General features: G+C 44.8%; 14 protein-coding genes. 13 read left to right on the top strand and 1 reads right to left on the bottom strand.

Features of this window, described 5'->3' with window-relative positions; translation table 11 throughout:
- The first annotated feature begins 51 nt into the window (after positions 1-51).
- From FYJ57_RS05615 to FYJ57_RS05575, 9 genes are all read left to right on the top strand, one after another.
- Positions 52-2,214: an ABC transporter ATP-binding protein gene (locus FYJ57_RS05615; protein ID WP_154431933.1), complete on the top strand. Its 2,163-nt coding sequence runs from the start codon at positions 52-54 to the stop codon at positions 2,212-2,214.
- Complete coding sequence (locus FYJ57_RS05610; protein ID WP_154431931.1) at positions 2,207-4,045, top strand: ABC transporter ATP-binding protein; 1,839 nt, start codon at positions 2,207-2,209, stop codon at positions 4,043-4,045. Before FYJ57_RS05615 ends, FYJ57_RS05610 begins: the two co-directional genes overlap by 8 nt.
- 121 nt (positions 4,046-4,166) lie before the next feature.
- Complete coding sequence (locus FYJ57_RS05605) at positions 4,167-5,390, top strand: 6-phosphofructokinase (RefSeq protein ID WP_154431929.1); 1,224 nt, start codon at positions 4,167-4,169, stop codon at positions 5,388-5,390.
- A gap of 118 nt (positions 5,391-5,508) precedes the next feature.
- Positions 5,509-6,945 carry an acyl-CoA carboxylase subunit beta gene (locus tag FYJ57_RS05600; protein ID WP_117523453.1) on the top strand — a complete coding sequence of 479 codons (1,437 nt, stop codon included), beginning with the start codon at positions 5,509-5,511 and terminating at the stop codon, positions 6,943-6,945.
- Positions 6,946-6,959: 14 nt separating this feature from the next.
- Positions 6,960-7,721 carry an OadG family protein gene (locus tag FYJ57_RS05595; protein ID WP_154431927.1) on the top strand — a complete coding sequence of 254 codons (762 nt, stop codon included), beginning with the start codon at positions 6,960-6,962 and terminating at the stop codon, positions 7,719-7,721.
- An 18-nt stretch (positions 7,722-7,739) separates the two neighbouring features.
- Positions 7,740-8,108, top strand: a complete 369-nt coding sequence (locus FYJ57_RS05590; RefSeq protein ID WP_106492287.1) for a biotin/lipoyl-containing protein — start codon at positions 7,740-7,742, stop codon at positions 8,106-8,108.
- A 73-nt stretch (positions 8,109-8,181) separates the two neighbouring features.
- Positions 8,182-9,336 carry a sodium ion-translocating decarboxylase subunit beta gene (locus tag FYJ57_RS05585; protein WP_117523449.1) on the top strand — a complete coding sequence of 385 codons (1,155 nt, stop codon included), beginning with the start codon at positions 8,182-8,184 and terminating at the stop codon, positions 9,334-9,336.
- A gap of 80 nt (positions 9,337-9,416) precedes the next feature.
- Positions 9,417-10,829, top strand: coding sequence for an oxaloacetate decarboxylase subunit alpha (locus tag FYJ57_RS05580; RefSeq protein ID WP_154431925.1), 1,413 nt, complete (start codon positions 9,417-9,419; stop codon positions 10,827-10,829).
- A 395-nt stretch (positions 10,830-11,224) separates the two neighbouring features.
- Positions 11,225-13,039, top strand: coding sequence for an ABC-F family ATP-binding cassette domain-containing protein (locus FYJ57_RS05575; protein WP_154431923.1), 1,815 nt, complete (start codon positions 11,225-11,227; stop codon positions 13,037-13,039).
- A gap of 66 nt (positions 13,040-13,105) precedes the next feature.
- Here FYJ57_RS05575 and FYJ57_RS05570 read toward each other — a convergent pair whose 3' ends face one another.
- A complete protein-coding gene (locus FYJ57_RS05570) occupies positions 13,106-14,098 on the bottom strand; it encodes an acyltransferase family protein (protein ID WP_118617778.1) in 993 nt (330 codons plus the stop codon).
- 215 nt (positions 14,099-14,313) lie between these two features.
- Between FYJ57_RS05570 and FYJ57_RS05565 the strand changes: the two genes are divergently transcribed.
- The 4 genes from FYJ57_RS05565 to FYJ57_RS05550 all read left to right on the top strand — a co-directional run bounded on the left by FYJ57_RS05565 (position 14,314) and on the right by FYJ57_RS05550 (position 16,350).
- Positions 14,314-15,015, top strand: a complete 702-nt coding sequence (locus FYJ57_RS05565) for a GDSL-type esterase/lipase family protein (RefSeq protein ID WP_154431922.1) — start codon at positions 14,314-14,316, stop codon at positions 15,013-15,015.
- Positions 15,016-15,091: 76 nt separating this feature from the next.
- Complete coding sequence (locus FYJ57_RS05560) at positions 15,092-15,403, top strand: spore coat associated protein CotJA (protein WP_227750400.1); 312 nt, start codon at positions 15,092-15,094, stop codon at positions 15,401-15,403.
- Complete coding sequence (locus tag FYJ57_RS05555; RefSeq protein WP_022172169.1) at positions 15,400-15,702, top strand: spore coat protein CotJB; 303 nt, start codon at positions 15,400-15,402, stop codon at positions 15,700-15,702. Before FYJ57_RS05560 ends, FYJ57_RS05555 begins: the two co-directional genes overlap by 4 nt.
- 3 nt (positions 15,703-15,705) lie before the next feature.
- Positions 15,706-16,350: a manganese catalase family protein gene (locus FYJ57_RS05550; RefSeq protein ID WP_154431920.1), complete on the top strand. Its 645-nt coding sequence runs from the start codon at positions 15,706-15,708 to the stop codon at positions 16,348-16,350.
- Positions 16,351-16,453: the final 103 nt, after the last annotated feature.

Here is a 16,453-nt window from a genome sequence, read left to right as displayed (position 1 = left end):
TGTGAATATAGCGAACAGTTACGGATATTTTAAAGAAGGAGAAGAATAGGTATGTTACGAATGTTTAGGGAACTGAAAGGTTCTTATCGTTATATCGTACTAATTTTTGCACTGCTGTTCGGACAGGCATTCTGTGATCTGGCGTTGCCATCGTACACTTCGGATATTATCAATGTGGGTGTACAGCAGGGTGGTATTCCCGACAGTGTGCCGGATCAGATCCGGGAAAGCTCCATGGATCAGCTGTTTTTATTCATGGACAGTGATCAGCAGCAAGAGGTCAAAGAATATTATACGTTGAAAGATGGGGTATATACCCATAAAAAACTGAAAGAAGAAGAAAGAGATTCTCTGAATACTATATTCGGAAAGTCGATGCTGGCAGTAAGCAGTCTGCAGCAGCCAGGTACACAGAATACTCTGGCAGAGAAGATGCAGCTTCCGAACGGTGCGGATGTGCCGGAGGCAATCGCACAGCTTCCGGATGAGGCGAGAAGGCAGATAATGGAACAAATGACAGAAAAACTGGATGGTATGCCGGAATCTGTCGTAACCCAGGGAGCCATCCGGTATCTGAAAAATGAGTATCAGGAAATGGGCGAAGATCTGGACAAGATTCAGATGCAGTATGTGCTGTGGTCCGGAATTAAGATGTTGCTTCTGGCAGCACTGATCATGATCGCTTCTGTCTGTGTAACGTTCTTTTCCAGCAGGATCGCGGCGAAACTTGGTCATGATCTGAGAAATAAGGTGTATAGAAAGGTATTATCTTTTTCAAGTCAGGAGATGGATAACTTTTCCACTGCATCTTTGATCACCAGAAGTACAAATGATATCCAGCAGGTACAGATGGTATATACCATGTTGTTTCGTATCGTTTTATATGCGCCGATCCTTGGTATTGGCGGTGTTCTGAAAGTGTTGCACACAGATGCATCAATGACATGGATCCTGGGCATCGCAGTAGCAGCGATTCTGATTCTGGTAGCAGTCCTCTTCGGAGTTGCTATGCCGAAGTTTAAAAAGCTGCAGGATCTGATCGACCGTCTGAACCTGGTCAGCCGTGAGATCCTGACCGGTATCCCGGTGATCCGTGCGTTCAGCCGGGAAAAACATGAAGAAGAACGGTTCGAAGAAGCAAATCAGAGACTGACGAAGACCAACCTGTTTGTCAATCGTACGATGACTTTTATGATGCCGCTGATGATGCTGATCATGAACGGGATCAGTGTACTGATTATTTATACCGGTGCACACAGTATCGATGCCGGTAATATGCAGGTGGGTGATATGATGGCATTTATCCAGTATGCGATGCAGATTATCATGTCGTTCCTGATGATCACGATGATGTCTATTATGCTGCCCCGTGCAGGTGTGGCTGCCAATCGTATCCTGGAAGTTCTGGATACACCACTTTCTATTGAAGATCCTGAAAACTGTGTAAAACCGGAAGAAAAGGAGAAAGGAACGGTAGTCTTCAATCATGTAAGCTTTGCTTATCCGGGAGCGGAAGAAGAAGTGCTGTCCGATATTACCTTTGAAGCAAGGAAAGGAGAAACCGTTGCCTTTATCGGAAGTACCGGAAGTGGTAAAAGTACTCTGGTGAATCTGATTCCGCGTTTCTTTGATGTGACCAAAGGAAGTGTCCGGGTGGACGGCGTGGATATCCGGCAGATGAAACTGGGAGATCTGCGGGAACGGATCGGTTACGTACCGCAAAAAGGTGTGCTGTTTTCCGGCACCATCGATTCTAATCTTCGTTATGGAAGAGAGAATGCGACCAGAGAAGAACTGGAGAAGGCAGCAGCCATTGCTCAGGCAACAGAGTTTATCGAGCAGAAAGAAGAAGGTATGGAAAGCCCGATCGCACAGGGAGGAAGCAATGTGTCCGGTGGTCAGAAACAGAGGCTGTCGATTGCAAGAGCCATTGCAAAACAGCCGGAAATCTATATTTTTGATGACAGTTTTTCTGCGTTGGACTTTAAGACAGATGCGGCACTTCGAAAAGCATTAAAAGAAGAAACCGAAGAAGCCACAACCCTGATCGTTGCACAGCGTATCAGCACGATTCTTCATGCTGACCGGATTCTGGTACTGGATGAGGGTAAAGTTGTCGGTATGGGAACACACAAAGAACTTCTGCAGTCCTGCGAGGTATATCAGCAGATTGCACGTTCACAGCTGTCACAGGAGGAACTGGATTATGAGTGAAAATAGCAGACGTCCCTCCCGAGAACCTATGGGACGGGGAAGAATGAGCGGAGAAAAGGCAAAAGATTTCTCCGGAGCAGTAAAAAAATTGCTGCGTTATATGAGCAAATATAAGATTCGTCTGATTGGCATGATGATTTTCGCCATTGTCGGTACGGTATTTAATATTGTGGGACCAAAGATTCTTGGTAAAGCGACCACGGAGCTGTTTAACGGTCTGGTGGCAAAGGTCAACGGAACCGGAGGGATTGATTTTGATAAAATCGGAAAGATTCTGTTGTGGACACTGGGCCTGTATCTGTGCAGTGCAGCCTTTTCCTTTGTGCAGGGATTTATCATGACGGGAATCTCCAACGATGTCAGTTATTCTCTGCGGAAAGATATTTCCGGAAAAATGAACAGACTGCCGATGAAATATTATGAAAGCCGGACATATGGAGAGGTGCTCTCCAGAATTACCAACGATGTGGATACCCTGCAGCAGGGGTTGAATCAGAGTATTACACAGCTGATTACTTCCGTTACAACGTTGATTGGTGTATTTATCATGATGCTTAGTATTAATGTATGGATGACTTTATGTGCACTGCTGATTCTGCCCTGCTCGATGTTTATTATCAGCAAGGTGATGAAACGGTCACAAAAATACTTCCGGCAGCAACAGAAATATCTGGGTGATGTGAATGGGCAGGTGGAAGAAGTCTATGCCGGACAAAATATTGTAAAAGCGTTTAATAAGGAAGATGCTGTGATGGCCACTTTCGAGGAGACGAATAAAAAGTTATATGAATCCGGCTGGAAATCACAGTTTTTCTCCGGCATGATGATGCCGATTATGCAGTTTGTAGGTAATATCGGATACGTAATGGTAGCTCTTCTCGGTGGCTTTATGACTATCAAAGGAGCTATTGAAGTCGGTGATATTCAGTCTTTCTTCCAGTACATCCGAAACTTTACCCAGCCGGTACAGCAGATCGCACAGGTTACCAACATGATGCAGTCCGCAGCCGCAGCTTCCGAGCGTGTCTTTGAATTCCTGGAAGAAGAGGAAGAAGAACAGACGGTGGAACATCCGGTGACACTGGAAAATGGTGTGGAAGGACACGTAACCTTTGAACATGTAAGCTTTGGCTACCGGCCTGATCAGATCATTATCAAAGATTTTTCTGAACAGGTACAGCCGGGACAGAAAATCGCCATCGTTGGACCGACCGGTGCCGGAAAAACCACGCTGGTGAAACTGCTGATGCGTTTCTATGATGTCAACAGTGGAAGGATACTGATCGACGGACACGATATCAGGGAATTTGACCGGAGAAATCTGAGAGAGTGTTTCGGTATGGTGCTGCAGGACACCTGGCTGTTTAACGGTACGATCATGGAAAACATTCGTTACGGAAGACTGGATGCCACCGATGAAGAAGTGATCGCAGCGGCGAAAGCAGCACACGCACACCGGTTTATCCAGACACTGCCGGAAGGATACAACACCGTGTTAAATGAAGAAGCCAGCAATGTATCACAGGGACAAAAGCAGCTTCTGACGATCGCGAGAGCGATTCTTGCAGATAACCGGCTGCTGATCCTTGATGAAGCAACTTCTTCGGTAGATACCAGAACCGAAGAGAGGATTCAGAAAGCAATGGATAACCTGATGAAAGGACGAACCAGTTTTGTGATCGCTCACCGGTTATCGACAATTAAAGATGCAGATGTGATTCTTGTGATGAAAGACGGAGATATAATAGAACAGGGAAATCATGAAGAACTCTTGGCAATGAACGGATTTTATGCTAATCTATATAATAGTCAGTTTGAGAAGGTAGGATAAAATCTATGAGTACAGACTGACCATGAGGTTTTCAGCAGAAAATCACAGGTAAGAAAAAAAGGGGATGTTGCGATGACACAAAGAACATCCCTTTCTTTATGCATTGTTAAGGAGGAAATCAATGAGAAATCTTTTAGTAGCACAGTCCGGAGGACCCACATCAGCAATCAATGCGACGATCGCAGGAGTGATCATGGAAGCGCATGCATCCGATCAGGTTGATACGATCTACGGTGCGGTAAACGGCATCAAAGGTGTTCTGGAAGAACGGTTTGTTAATCTGAGCGAGAAAGTACCCGGTGAGGATGAACTGGAGATTCTTTGTCAGACACCGGCAGCAGCATTGGGTTCCTGCAGGGTAAAACTGAAAAATCCGGCGGAAGACGACAGCCAGTTTCAGGAAATCATCCGGATTTTCCGCAAACATGAAATTATGTATTTTATTTATGCAGGTGGAAATGATTCCATGGATACAGTAGATAAACTGGCGGCATACTGTAAAGAATACAAAATTGAAGATATTCATGTTATGGGAGCACCGAAGACCATCGATAACGATCTGGTGGGAACGGATCACTGCCCGGGATTTGGTTCTGCAGCAAAATATATAGCAACTACATTTTCAGAACTTGAAAGAGACTGTCATGTATACGATACCAAGGCTGTTACCATCGTGGAAGTAATGGGAAGAAATGCAGGATGGCTGACAGCAGCATCTGCACTGGCAAGAAATAACGGTGCAGCGGGTCCGAGCCTGATTTATCTTTGTGAGCCGGCTTTTTCAGTGGAAAGTTTTCTTGACGATGTGAAGAAAAAACTGGAACAGCAGGACAGCGTACTGGTAGCGATCAGTGAAGGAATCAAGGATAAAAATGGTGTTTATATCTCCGAGCAGGTACAAAGCGGGGCCGTGGATAATTTTGGACACAGTTATATCGCAGGAAGTGCCCGGGTATTGGAAGACATTGTGAGAAGAGAGATTGGCTGCAAAGTAAGATCCATCGAACTGAATCTGATGCAGCGATGCGCCTCCCATATTGCGAGTAAAACAGATATCCAGGAGTCGAAGATGCTAGGTATGACAGCCTGCCGCTGTGCGTTGCAGGGAAAAAGCGGACTGATGGCTTCGGTGGAGAGACTCGGCAGTCATCCATATCAGGTACGCTATACTGCAGTTCCGGTCTGTGAAGTGTCTAACCAGGAGAAAAAAGTTCCGGACGATTATATTAATGAGGCAGGAAATGATGTGACAGAAAAGATGATGGAATATTTAAAACCGTTGATCCATGGTGAGACAGAAATAATCTACGAAAACGGAATTCCGAAACATTTGTACCTTTATTAAGTTTTTCTGAAAGCTTTTGTCAAAAAGTTATTGAAAAAAAAAACAAAAAATAGTAAAATTATAATCGGCTGAAATTTTGTTTTCACTTAAATTTTTTATAAAAATGGAGGGCTGAAGTATGAGCAATACAGCACAAAGCGCAGCAAGCACAAGGATAGCCTCTTTGCTTGATGCAAACAGTTTTGTTGAAATCGGTGGACAGATTACTGCAAGAAGTACAGATTTCAACTTATCTGCAAAAGAAACCCCGTCAGATGGTGTTATCACCGGATATGGTGTGATCGACGGCAGTCTGGTGTATGTATACAGCCAGGATGCTACCGTACTGAACGGAACTGTTGGTGAGATGCATGCAAAGAAAATTGCAAGACTGTATGATTTCGCAATGAAGACAGGTGCACCTGTGATCGGTCTGATCGATTGCGCAGGTATGCGTCTGCAGGAAGCAACCGATGCACTGAACGGTTTCGGTGAGATCTACATGCAGCAGACAAAAGCAAGCGGTGTGATTCCACAGATCACAGGTATCTTCGGAACCTGTGGAGGCGGAATGGCTATGATTCCGGCACTGACCGACTTTACTCTGATGGAAGAGAAAAAAGCAAAATTATTTGTCAATTCTCCAAACGCCATCGAAGGAAATGAAATCTCCAAATGTGACACTTCCACAGCTGCATATCAGGCAAAAGAAGCAGGTCTGGTAGATTTCAAAGGAAGCGAAGAAGATGTCCTGGCACAGATCCGTGCGCTGGTAACTATGCTTCCTGCAAACAACGAAGATGATATGTCTTATGAAGAATGCACAGATGATCTGAACAGAGTATGCAAAGATCTGGCAAATTGTGCAGGAGATACGTCTATCGCACTGTCCCAGATCAGCGATAACAACGTATTCTTTGAAGTAAAAGCAGACTATGCAAAAGATATGGTTTGTGGATTTATCAAGCTGAACGGTTCCACTGTAGGTGCTGTTGCAAACAGAACAGAGATCTATGATGAAGAAGGTAACCTGACAGAGTCCATGGATGCAGTATTATCTGCAAGAGGAGCGAGAAAAGCAGCAGATTTTGTAAAATTCTGTGATGCTTTCAACATTCCTGTTCTGACACTGACAAACGTTACCGGATTCAAAGCAACAAAATGCTCTGAGGCAAACATGGCAAAAGCAGTTGCAGAACTGACTTATACATTCGCAGATGCTACTGTACCGAAAGTAAACGTGATCGTAGGAAAAGCTTACGGAAGCGCTTACCTGGCTATGAACAGCAAATCTATCGGAGCAGATATGGTTTATGCATGGCCAAACGCTGAGATCGGAATGATGGATGCAAAACTGGCAGCAAAGATCATGTACGCAGATTCTGATGCAGCTACGATCAATGAGAAAGCTGCTGAATATGCAACCCTGCAGTCCAGCGTGGAATCCGCAGCAAGAAGAGGATATGTAGATACTATTATCGAAGCTGAGGATACAAGAAAATATGTGATCGGTGCTTTCGAGATGCTTTATACAAAGAGAGAGGATCGTCCAAGCAAAAAACACGGAACAGTATAATGAGGTGAGCATAAATGAAGCAGAGATGGAAAAAAATTGCCAGTCTGATGCTGGTTACAATCTGTGCATTTTCTCTGACTGCCTGCGGTAAAAAAGAAGAAACAGCTGCTTATCAGCAGATTACCGATGATATGGTAACAAACTGTGCAGAGGTATCTCAGAGTGCAGTAGAATCTCTTGCAGGTTTCGATGATGAAACTCTGAATCAGATGACTGCAAACAGAGACACATTTACCAGACTTGCAGTATCAGCATGGATGAACCAGGAAAACGAACTTGGTAAATATGAGGAAATGGGAACCCCGACAACAGATATTGACCGTGAAGAAGGACAGGTAACTGTTGATATTCCGGCAAAATTTGACAAAGGTGATGCAGAAATCAAAGTTGTATTCAACTACAGCAGTGATTATGACCAGATGGTTCCTGCTTATATGACTATTTCCGAAGTTGAAACTACCGGAATGAAATTAAGCGGTGCCGCTGTCAATACCATTATGGGTGTCGGCTGCGTATTCGTGGTTCTGATCTTCCTGATCTTTGTTATTTCCTTATTCAAATATATTGGAAAAATCGGACAGAAAGAAACAGCACCAAAAGCAGCACCTGCACCGGCAGCACCTGTTGCAGCACCTGTAGAGGAAGACCTGACAGATGATCTGGAACTGGTAGCAGTTATTTCCGCAGCAATCGCTGCATCTGAGAACACATCCACAGACAGCTTTGTGGTTCGTTCCATTAAAAAAGTAAACAGAAGTAAATGGCAGAGAGCCTGAGCATAGGAGGAATATCACATGAAAAACTATACTATTACTGTTAATGGCAATGTATACAATGTAACTGTTGAAGAAGGACAGACAAGCGGTGCACCTGCAGCAGCTCCTGTTGCAGCTCCGAAGGCAGCACCTGCAGCAGCTCCGAAGGCAGCAGCACCTGCAGCTTCCGCTGGTTCTGTAAAAGTCACAGCCGGAGCAGCCGGAAAAGTATTTAAAGTAGAAGCAAGCGTTGGACAGGCTGTAAAAGCCGGTGATCCAGTGATCATCCTGGAAGCAATGAAGATGGAAATCCCGGTTGTTGCTCCGCAGGACGGAACCGTTGCAAGCATTGACGTTGCTGTTGGTGATGCAGTTGAAGCTGGTGCTACTCTGGCATCCTTAAACTAAGACTGAATTTGCAGACAATGTAAATTCCCAAACAGCGACGACTTGCTGAATTCAACAACGGGAGGTTAAAAACATGAGTATAATGAATACATTGTCAAACTTATGGGAACAGACTGCGTTCATGAACCTGGATTGGGGCAACTATGTTATGATCCTGGTTGCGCTGGTATTCCTGTATCTGGCAATCAAACACGGATTTGAGCCACTGCTGCTGGTGCCGATCGCATTCGGTATGCTGCTGGTTAACATCTATCCGGATATTATGGCAGATCCTTACGTAGATGCTATGGGTATCGAACATGCTGGTGGTCTTCTGCATTACTTCTTCATCCTGGATGAGTGGAGTATCCTACCGTCCCTGATCTTCATGGGCGTTGGTGCGATGACAGACTTTGGTCCGCTGATCGCCAACCCGAAGAGTTTTATTCTTGGTGCTGCAGCACAGCTGGGTATCTACAGCGCGTACTTCCTGGCTATTTTCCTGGGATTCAACGGAAAAGCAGCAGCTGCAATCTCTATCATTGGTGGAGCTGATGGTCCGACCTCTATCTTCCTGGCAGGTAAACTGGGCCAGACAGAACTGATGGGACCGATCGCCGTGGCAGCATATTCTTATATGTCCCTGGTTCCGATCATTCAGCCGCCAATCATGAAACTTCTGACAACTGAAAAAGAAAGAAAGATCAAGATGGAACAGCTTCGTCCGGTATCCAAACTGGAGAAGATCTTATTCCCGATCGTTATCACAATCGTAGTTTGTATGATCCTTCCTACAACTGCTCCTCTGGTAGGTATGCTGATGCTTGGTAACCTGTTCAAAGAGAGTGGTGTTGTAAAACAGCTGACAGAGACAGCTTCCAACGCGCTGATGTACATCGTAGTTATCCTGCTGGGTACTTCCGTAGGTGCATCTACAAGCGCAGAAGCATTCCTGAACGTAGATACTCTGAAGATTGTTCTTCTGGGTCTGGTTGCATTCTGTGTTGGTACAGCCGGTGGTGTTCTCTTTGGTAAGATCATGTGCAAATTGTCCGGTGGAAAGATCAATCCTCTGATCGGATCTGCCGGTGTATCTGCCGTTCCTATGGCAGCCCGTGTATCCCAGAAAGTCGGTGCGGAAGCAGATCCGACCAATTTCCTTCTGATGCATGCTATGGGACCTAACGTAGCAGGTGTTATCGGTACCGCAGTAGCGGCCGGAACTTTCATGGCTGTATTCGGAGTATAATACGGTAATACAAAAGCCACAGATCCCGATGCGGGCTGCCATGTCCGCAGCCGGGTATAATAGAAAGAAAGGATAAGACTATGACAGATATTGCTAAAAAACCAATTAAAATTACTGAAACAATTCTGCGTGATGCACATCAGTCTCTGATTGCAACAAGAATGACAACAGAGCAGATGCTGCCGATCGTAGATACTATGGATAAAGTAGGTTATCATTCTGTAGAGTGCTGGGGCGGTGCAACATTTGATGCTTCCCTGCGTTTCCTGAAGGAAGATCCATGGGAAAGACTTCGTAAATTCCGTGACGGATTCAAAAACACAAAACTGCAGATGCTGTTCCGTGGACAGAACATCCTGGGATATCGTCCATATGCAGATGATGTAGTAGAATATTTTGTACAGAAATCTATCGCAAACGGTATTGATATCATCCGTATCTTTGACTGTCTGAATGATATGAGAAACCTGCAGACAGCAGTAAAAGCAGCAAACAAAGAAAAAGGTCATGCACAGGTTGCACTGTCTTACACACTGGGTGATGCTTATACTCTGGAATACTGGACAAGCATTGCAAAAGAGATCGAAGAGATGGGTGCGGATTCTATCTGTATCAAAGATATGGCTGGTCTGCTGCTTCCTTATAAAGCAACAGAACTGGTAAAAGCTTTGAAAGAGACTGTTAAGATCCCGATTCAGCTGCATACACATTATACTTCCGGTGTGGCTTCCATGACTTATATGAAAGCTGTTGAGGCTGGTGTTGATGTGATCGATACTGCAATCTCTCCATTTGCGCTGGGTACTTCTCAGCCGGCTACAGAGGTTATGGTAGAAACCTTCAAGGGTACTCCATATGATTCAGGTCTGGATCAGAAACTTCTGGCTGAAATCGCTGACTACTTCCGCCCGATCCGTGACGAGGCTCTGGACAGCGGTCTGCTGAATCCGAAGAACCTGGGTGTTAATATCAAAACTCTGCTGTATCAGGTACCGGGTGGTATGCTGTCTAACCTGACATCTCAGCTGAAAGAACAGAATGCAGAAGATAAGTTCTACGATGTTCTGGAAGAAGTTCCGAGAGTAAGAAAAGACCTGGGTGAGCCGCCTCTGGTTACTCCGTCTTCTCAGATTGTTGGTACACAGGCTGTATTTAACGTGCTGATGGGCGAAAGATACAAAATGGTTACAAAAGAGACTAAGGCTGTTCTTTCCGGTGAATATGGAAAGACTGTTAAACCGTTCAATAAAGAGGTTCAGAAGAAATGTATCGGCGATAAAGAACCGATTACCTGCCGTCCTGCAGATCTGATTCCGGACGAACTGGATACTCTGCGTGGCGAGATGGCTCAGTGGTCTGAGCAGGACGAGGACGTTCTGTCTTACGCTCTGTTCCCACAGGTTGCTACTGACTTCTTTAAATATAGAGAGGCTCAGCAGACTAAGGTTGATGCTACTGTAGCGGATAGTAAGAATGGGGCTTATCCGGTTTAAGATTGGGTAGGATTCCTTTTTAGAAAAATAGAAGAAAGTCTCACAAGATTTTTGAGTTTATCAGAGATCTTGTGGGGCTTCTTTTTTTGTATTGGCAAAGGGGACGCCAGGACACGGGACTCCAAGGTCGGCAAACGTGGGCAGGGCAACTTTAAGCTAGCCGCTAACTTCGGCTATCGTTCACGAGGGCCGGCTGACCCTCGCGAAAGCCTGCGTAAGCGTTGGATCTTAAAGCTTGCCCTAAACGCCCACAAAGTGTTTGCCGACCTTGGAGTCCCGTGTCCTAGCTGTGTTTTGGCAGACACTAGAAAAGAAGAGCCGGGACTCTTGAAAAAGTGGGAGAAAAGATGGTAAGATAGTGCTGTTATGATTTTAGGATTGATGAGGAGTTTTGAATGAATATTATTAATATTGAGCATATCAGTAAGATTTTTGGTGAGAAGGTTATTTTTGAGGATGCTTCGTTTGGGATTCAGCAGGGGGATAAGATTGGTATTGTGGGGATTAATGGTACCGGCAAGTCTACAGTGTTGCGGATGATCGCAGGGGAGGAGGAACCGGATCAGGGACAGATTATTCGGCAGAATGGATTGAAGATTGCTTATCTGCCACAGAGTCCGCATTTTCCGAAGGGGGCTACGGTGGCTTCGTATGTGCTAAGCGGGAATGGAGATAAGGACTGGTTGGTGCAGAGTAATATGACGAAGCTTGGAATCGAAGTGTCGGAGCAGGAGGTGGAGAATCTCTCGGGAGGACAGCGGAGAAAGCTTGCGCTGGCGAAGGTGCTGGCGGGGGATTTTGATGTGTTACTGTTGGACGAGCCTACAAACCACCTGGATGAAGGGATGATCAACTGGCTGGAAGAATATCTGAAAGGATATAAAGGAGTGCTGGTGATGGTTACGCATGACCGGTATTTTCTGGATAAAGTGTCTAATCGGATTCTGGAGATCAGCCGAGGGAATATGTATGGGTATGATTCCAATTACTCTCGGTTCCTGGAGTTAAAGGCGGAGAGAGAAGAGATGGAACTTGCCAGTGAGCGGAAGCGTCAGAGCATCCTTCGGATGGAACTGGAATGGGCGAAACGCGGATGCCGTGCCAGAAGCACGAAACAGAGAGCAAGACTGGATCGACTGGAAGCCTTAAAACAGGGAAAAACACCAATCAGTGATGCGGTTGTGGAGATGGATTCTGTAGAAACCCGGATGGGTAAGAAGACAATTGAGTTGTATAATGTGACCAAACGATATGGTGATCAGTTGCTTTTGAAGGATTTTACATATACTGTTCTTCGAAATCAGCGTCTCGGAATCGTCGGTCCGAATGGTTGTGGAAAATCTACCCTGTTAAAGATTATGGCAGGACTTGAACAGCCGGATGAAGGTCATGTGGAAGTAGGAGAGACGATCAAGATCGGATACCTGGCACAGGAAGAACTGCCAATCAAAGACAGTAATCAACGAGTGATCGATTATGTGAAAGAGATAGGAGAGTATGTGCAGACAAGAGACGGCAGAATCAGTGCGTCGCAGATGCTGGAGCGGTTCCTGTTCACGCCTGATATGCAGTACACTCCGATTTCCAAACTCTCCGGTGGAGAAAAGCGGCGGCTGTATCTGCTGTCCGTGCTGGTCAGCGGGGCAAATGTACTGATTCTTGATGAGCCGTCGAATGATGTGGATATCCCGACGGTTACGATTCTGGAAGATTATCTGAATGCATTTTCCGGTATTGTAATCACGGTTTCTCATGACAGGTATTTTCTGGATAATATAGTGGATCGCATCTTTGAATTTGACGGAAACGGAACACTGCGTCAGTACGAGGGCGGTTATACGGACTATCGGGAAGCGAAAGAGCGAAGATTCGGAGAGACGGGAGCAATATCCAGTGTGCCGGGTGGAGAAAAAGAGAAGAAAGAAAGATCTACCGGAAAGGACTGGAAGCAGAACCGACCGACCAAATTGAAGTTTACTTATAAAGAACAGAGAGAGTATGAGACCATAGACGATGATATAGCAGTGTTAGAGGAGAAAATCGAAAAGCTGAACGACGATATGGTAAAAAATGCGACGAATTCCGGAAAACTGGCAGAAATTATGCGGGAAAAAGAAGCTGCGGAAGCACAACTGGAAGAAAAAATGGATCGCTGGGTGTATCTCAACGATCTGGCGGAACAGATTGAAGCGCAGAAAAGTGGAAACTAATTTTCTGTAAAGTAACAAAGAATATGCCTTGACACGCTTTAGCGTAAATTAAAATAAGATCGCGCATCAGAAAAGATGGGCGATCTTATTTGTAAATAATACAAAAGGTTTTCTTGATAAAAACCACACCAGGAAGAAGCAGAATGTCAGCAGATACAGACATTCCAGATTGCTCTCAACCGAAGTCAGAATAGAAGAACCGTATTTGAGGCAGCTGTAGACGAAACCGTGAAAGATATAGATTGCCATGGTACGCTCTCCCAGATAAGAGTAGGATTTCTTTTCGGTCGGAAGTACCAGCATGAACAGGTAGATCAGAAGAAAAGAGATCAGATAACAGCCGATGCGGACAAGTACGCCTTCGACGGAACTCATATCCATATCTGCGTAAGAGTATCGTCCATAGAAAATCTTCTGATTCAGACGGTGATGGTACTTGTCAGTAAATAAAAAGACGGCAAAACTTCCCAGGATGGTCAGAGCACACAGATATCCCTTCCGGTTCCGAAAACGTGCGAGGGAAGAAGAATCAAATTTTTTCCCGGCAAGAAAGAACGGGAAGAAAAACAGAATACGCGGAATGGAAAGAAAATTTCCAAAATCAGTGAATCCAATAAGAAGTCCGGCAATGACTGACAAAACCATGCAGCCTGGAATTTTCTCAATCAGAGGAGACAACAGTCTCCAGGCGAACAGTGCCATCAGATACCAGAGGGAAAATTTCGGCCTTGTAAAATAAAAGCCGGTCTCTTTGTCCAGTATAAAGGTGTATAAAAGATAATAAAGAATCTCGTATACAAAATAGGGAATGACCAGTCCACAAAGCATTTTTTTTAAGGATGGGATCCGTTTGGAAAAATATCCGGAAATAAAGATAAAAGCGGGCATGTGGAACGCCACGATTCCCCATTTTAATTCGTAGAGGAACGGATTCTGATCATTGCTCGGTTCAATAAAGTGACCGATGACTACCAGAAGAATCAATAATACTTTATAATTGTCAAACAGATATTCACGCTGATGACCTGATACGGCAGTTGCCTTTACAGTAGTGTCCATGAGGAATCCTTTCTATATAAAAGTGAAATGATTACAAATCAGTAACCATACGTATTCTAAGAGTCATGGAGAAAAAATGCAAGAAACAATATGGAGAAAATTGATGGAGAAAAGTAAAATCTGTTGTAAAAAATGACAGTATTTTTTAATGAAATTGACAGAAAGAAAAAGATATCACAAAATAGAAAAAGACAGTAGCAGAAAGGAGCAGAAAAATGGAACAACAGAAGAAGAAAAAGCGGGCTGTTGCCTTTGGACTGGTAGCAGTTGTATTGATTTTCTGGAATCTGATGCAAAATACAGCGGATCAGCAAAAATTAAAAGTGGCATGTATAGGGGATGAATTAACTTTTGGAACTGCTGTGGAAGAGCGGGAAGATAACTGTTACCCGGTACAGTTACAGAAATACATGGAACAGGCAGAAAAAAAATATCGGATCGGTAATTTCGGTGTGGAAGGCGCTGCGGTTCAGAAAAAGAGTAAAAAGCCGTATACAAAGGAAGAACGCTATGAGAGCAGTACGGAATATAAAGCCAATCTTGTTGTTATGATGCTTGGAACAAACGATACTACAGAGGAAAACTGGACGGATATCGATACGTTTCAGAGAGATTATCAATCCCTGATCAAAGGTTATCAGGATTTAAAGAGCAGTCCGGAAATCTGGCTGGTCACGCCGCCGATGATACAGTCTGATGGAAGCACAGAGATGGAAGAGAGGGCAAAAAGAGTAGAAGAAATTAAAAATGTGATCGAAACCATTGGTGAAAAGAATAAGCTGACGGTTCTGGATCTATACAGCTACAGTCAGAAACATCCGGAATGGTATCAGGAAGACGGTGTTCGTCTGAACAAAGACGGAGCACTGGCAGTAGCGGATATGGTAGGCGACTGTATCATAAATAAGACGAAGTAGAACAGGACGGAAACACGAAAATTTGCACACATTCATATGATAAAGAGAAACAAAACTCAGAAGTAAGGAGAAGAGAATGGATTCCTATCGTATGAATTGCCGGAATGTTTCCGGTAATTGCAGAAACCGGACCTGTGGCAATATGACAGGAAACAGAGAATCGATGATTCCGATGGATTCTACCAGTAAAACCTGCACAAATATATGTGATCGTATGCAGGAAACATCCGTACAGGAACATTTGCAGAAGCTTCCGCTGGCAATGGCATATGTGCCAATGCAGAAATTTGGAAAGGTATATGAACCTGCCCGTGGATTTCAGCTCGGAACAATTTTCCCGGAACTTTGTAAACCATTTTGTGGAAAAGGAGGCGGATGCAGGCGATGATGGGACGAAATAACTGTACCTGCCAGGGAGAACGAAGTAAAGCACAGCTGATGGAAACCATCGGGCAGTCGGCATTTGCAGCTTATGATACCCTGCTTTATATGGACACTCACCCACAGGATCAGGAGGCCATGGCATACTACCATAAACAGGCAGGGATACGCCGGGAAGCGATGGAAGAATATGCCAGACGTTTCGGACCGTTGACAATGGATCTGATCGATGAGACCGACTGTCATTCATGGGAATGGATGATGCAGCCATGGCCATGGGAAAGATCCGGGAAAGGCAGGTGTTAGTGTATGTGGATATATGAAAAACGATTGCAATATCCGGTAAATATCACGAAAACGGATGCACGGATCGCGAAGATTATTGCAACACAATACGGTGGCCCGGACGGCGAGATCGGTGCCTCGATGCGCTATCTCTCCCAGCGTTTCACCGCTCCGAACCGTGTCTGCATGGCGGTTCTTACCGATGTAGCGACAGAAGAACTCGGACATCTCGAAATGGTATCCACGATCGTTCATCAGCTGACTGCAAACCTCACTGTGGAAGAAATTGAAAACCAGGGATTTGCGGATTATTATGTGGATCATGCTGTAGGGATCTGGCCGCAGTCGGCGGGAGGGATTCCGTTTAACTCCTGTGAGTTCCAGTCCAAGGGCGATCCGGTCACGGATATGTTTGAGAGCATGGCTGCGGAACAGAAAGCACGGAGCACCTATGACAATATCCTGCGGGTTGTGCGGGATATTCCGGAGATTGCGGACCCGATCCGATTCCTGCGGGCGAGAGAAGTGGTACACTTCCAACGGTTCGGTGAAGCCCTCCAGTCTCTCCAGGATCAGCTGAACAGTAAGAACTTCTACCAGATGAATCCGAGCTTTGATATCGGGCTGACACGGGAACCATGCGATTGTCAGGGAGAATGTGTACAGTAAAAATGTAGAAAATTAAAATAATAATTTATGGAAAATAGACAGAAGTGACAAATATAAAAAAACTATAAAATTTTTATTGACAGGATAGAAACTAAGGTGTAAG

It is taken from the genome of Oliverpabstia intestinalis (assembly GCF_009696065.1).
GTDB lineage: Bacteria > Bacillota > Clostridia > Lachnospirales > Lachnospiraceae > Oliverpabstia > Oliverpabstia intestinalis.
Note: the sequence above shows the minus strand (reverse complement) of the source record. Positions and strands in the feature narration are given on the sequence as shown.

Excerpts from the sequence above, each read along its gene's own strand:
- FYJ57_RS05615 (WP_154431933.1), top strand. The coding sequence starts at position 52 with ATGTTACGAATGTTTAGGGAACTGAAAGGTTCTTATCGTTATATCGTA.
- FYJ57_RS05610 (WP_154431931.1), top strand. The coding sequence starts at position 2,207 with ATGAGTGAAAATAGCAGACGTCCCTCCCGAGAACCTATGGGACGGGGA.
- FYJ57_RS05605 (WP_154431929.1), top strand. The coding sequence starts at position 4,167 with ATGAGAAATCTTTTAGTAGCACAGTCCGGAGGACCCACATCAGCAATC.
- FYJ57_RS05600 (WP_117523453.1), top strand. The coding sequence starts at position 5,509 with ATGAGCAATACAGCACAAAGCGCAGCAAGCACAAGGATAGCCTCTTTG.
- FYJ57_RS05595 (WP_154431927.1), top strand. The coding sequence starts at position 6,960 with ATGAAGCAGAGATGGAAAAAAATTGCCAGTCTGATGCTGGTTACAATC.
- FYJ57_RS05590 (WP_106492287.1), top strand. The coding sequence starts at position 7,740 with ATGAAAAACTATACTATTACTGTTAATGGCAATGTATACAATGTAACT.
- FYJ57_RS05585 (WP_117523449.1), top strand. The coding sequence starts at position 8,182 with ATGAGTATAATGAATACATTGTCAAACTTATGGGAACAGACTGCGTTC.
- FYJ57_RS05580 (WP_154431925.1), top strand. The coding sequence starts at position 9,417 with ATGACAGATATTGCTAAAAAACCAATTAAAATTACTGAAACAATTCTG.
- FYJ57_RS05575 (WP_154431923.1), top strand. The coding sequence starts at position 11,225 with ATGAATATTATTAATATTGAGCATATCAGTAAGATTTTTGGTGAGAAG.
- FYJ57_RS05570 (WP_118617778.1), bottom strand. The coding sequence starts at position 14,098 with ATGGACACTACTGTAAAGGCAACTGCCGTATCAGGTCATCAGCGTGAA.
- FYJ57_RS05565 (WP_154431922.1), top strand. The coding sequence starts at position 14,314 with ATGGAACAACAGAAGAAGAAAAAGCGGGCTGTTGCCTTTGGACTGGTA.
- FYJ57_RS05560 (WP_227750400.1), top strand. The coding sequence starts at position 15,092 with ATGGATTCCTATCGTATGAATTGCCGGAATGTTTCCGGTAATTGCAGA.
- FYJ57_RS05555 (WP_022172169.1), top strand. The coding sequence starts at position 15,400 with ATGATGGGACGAAATAACTGTACCTGCCAGGGAGAACGAAGTAAAGCA.
- FYJ57_RS05550 (WP_154431920.1), top strand. The coding sequence starts at position 15,706 with ATGTGGATATATGAAAAACGATTGCAATATCCGGTAAATATCACGAAA.